This is a genomic window from Achromobacter sp. (assembly GCF_036567245.1).
Taxonomy (GTDB): Bacteria; Pseudomonadota; Gammaproteobacteria; order Burkholderiales; family Burkholderiaceae_B; genus Achromobacter.
Genome location: NZ_DATCUY010000396.1, coordinates 1 through 1,748, shown reverse-complemented (window position 1 = coordinate 1,748; position 1,748 = coordinate 1). Strand labels below are relative to the sequence as shown.

The following is a 1,748-nucleotide window of genomic DNA, read 5'->3' as shown; positions in this document are numbered from 1 at the left end:
AGGTCCGGGACATCGCCGTGGCGGCGCTGGCCGCCGCCGGCGCGGCCGACGCCCAGGTCGAGGTGACCTGGAAGGTCGCCGCCCACGCGGTGCAGAAGGGCTTGAAGCCGCTGCCCAACGTGCGCAACATTATTGCGGTGGCCTCCGGCAAGGGGGGCGTGGGCAAGAGCACCACGGCCGTGAACCTGGCCCTGGCCCTGGCGGCCGAAGGCGCCAAGGTGGGGGTGCTGGACGCTGACATCTACGGTCCCAGCGTGCCGACCATGCTGGGTATCTCGGGCCGTCCCGAAAGCCTGGACAACAAGAGCATGGAGCCGCTTACGGGCCACGGCCTGCAGGCCAACTCCATCGGTTTCCTGATCGACGCCGATTCGCCCGCCATCTGGCGCGGCCCCATGGTGACGCAGGCGCTGGAGCAGTTGCTGCGCCAGACCAACTGGCGCGACCTTGATTACCTGATCGTCGACATGCCCCCGGGTACGGGCGATGTGGCCCTGACCCTGGCGCAGAAGGTGCCGGTGGTGGGCGCCGTCATCGTCACCACGCCGCAGGACGTGGCGCTGCTGGACGCGCGCAAGGGCTTGCGCATGTTCCAGAAGGTCGAGGTGCCGATCCTGGGCGTGGTCGAGAACATGGCCATCCACATCTGCTCGCAATGCGGCCACGCCGAACATATTTTTGGCGAGGGCGGCGGCCAGCGCATGGCCGAGCAATACCACACGCCCTGGCTGGGCAGCCTGCCGCTGACCCTGGCGATCCGCGAGCAGACCGACGCCGGTTCGCCGACCGTGGTGTCGGACCCGGGCAGCGAAGCCGCGGCCCTGTACCGCGGCATTGCCCGCAAGCTGGCGGCTGGCGTGGCAGCGCTGCCACGCGACATGGCCGGGAAATTCCCGTCCATCGTCGTGCAGCAACCGACCTGACGCATGCGGTGGGCAGCACGCGCCTTCTTGGCGGGACTGGTGGTGATGACGGGCGAGGCATTGGCCAAGCGCCCGGAAATCATCGTGGACCCCGGTGGAGTGCCGCCGGCCGCCCTGCAGGCGATCACCGAGGCGGTCGACGCGATCGCGCGGCTGGCGGAAGACCAGGACGGCGGTGAAATCAACCGGCTGCGCCGGCGCGCGCGCGACGCGACGCTGGCGGCCCTGGCCACCCAGGGCTACTTCTCGCCCACGGTGAAGCTCGAGGCCGGCACCGATATCGGCGGAGAAACCTGGGACATCAGCATCGTCTCGGGCAAGCGCACCACCGTCACGTCCGTGGATCTTGATTTCACCGGCCGCATCACTCGGCCCGAGTTCGCCTCGCGGGTGCAGAAGCTGCGCGACGATTGGCAGCTCAAGACCGGTCAGCCCTTCATCAACAGCGACTGGAACAAGGCGAAGTCGAGCCTGCTGGACGAGATATCTTCGCGTGACTTCATGCTGGCGCGCATGACCGCGTCGCAGGCCGAGATCGAGGCCGACACGGCCTCGGCCGCCTTGCGCGTCACGATAGACAGCGGCCCCCAGGTGCGCATGGGCGAACTCACCACCGAAGGCCTGAAACGGGTGCCCGAGAAGCTGGTCGAGCGCTATGTGCGCTACTCCCCGGGTGCGGCCTACGACCAGAACAAGCTGGATACCTGGCAACAGGACCTGCAATCCACCGCGTTCTTCCGCGGCGCGTTCGTGTCGCTGGAGCAGCCGGGCAAGGCGCAACCGACGCCCGCGCCCAACGCGGACCGCGCGCGCGCGGCGGGTTCG

General features: G+C 68.8%; 2 protein-coding genes. Both read left to right on the top strand.

Annotation, left to right across the window (positions count from 1 at the left end; all coding sequences use genetic code 11):
• A partial coding sequence (apbC, locus tag VIR09_RS16800; protein ID WP_332013901.1) for an iron-sulfur cluster carrier protein ApbC occupies positions 1-923 on the top strand: 923 nt, incomplete at its 5' end.
• A gap of 3 nt (positions 924-926) precedes the next feature.
• Positions 927-1,748: autotransporter assembly complex protein TamA (locus tag VIR09_RS16795; RefSeq protein WP_332013900.1), on the top strand; the 822-nt coding region annotated here is incomplete at its 3' end.